Origin of the sequence: Psychrobacter sp. TB20-MNA-CIBAN-0197 (genome assembly GCF_040309765.1) — a bacterium.
In the GTDB taxonomy this organism is placed as follows: Bacteria; Pseudomonadota; Gammaproteobacteria; order Pseudomonadales; family Moraxellaceae; genus Psychrobacter; species Psychrobacter submarinus.
In genome coordinates this window covers 1-257 of the sequence record NZ_JBEOPC010000934.1, presented here as the reverse complement: position 1 = coordinate 257, position 257 = coordinate 1, and the positions used below count along the sequence as shown (strand labels likewise).

Genomic DNA, 257 nt, shown 5'->3' with positions numbered 1-257 from the left:
GGGCGGATGCGTTCGCGGAAGATCAATCCTTCGAGAATCACCGTGAACGCCGGAAAACTGGCAAAGCCCAAGGTGGCGATGGCCACCCCGGCGATCTTCACCGATACGAAAAAACTCACCCAGTGCCCAGCCAGCAACACGCCGCTGAGGGCGAGGCGCCGCCAGTCCACGGCCTGAAGTTTCTGCCAACCATGCTGGCTGAAGAAACGGGCGAAAAATGCCAGGGCGAGCACGGCAAAAGCCGCACGTCCAAAGAC

At 60.7% G+C, this 257-nt stretch carries 1 protein-coding gene; it reads right to left on the bottom strand.

Annotation, left to right across the window (positions count from 1 at the left end; all coding sequences use genetic code 11):
• Nucleotides 1–257, bottom strand: a 257-nt coding sequence (locus AAEY83_RS16615; protein WP_351060842.1) for an EamA family transporter, incomplete at both ends; no start/stop codon positions are given.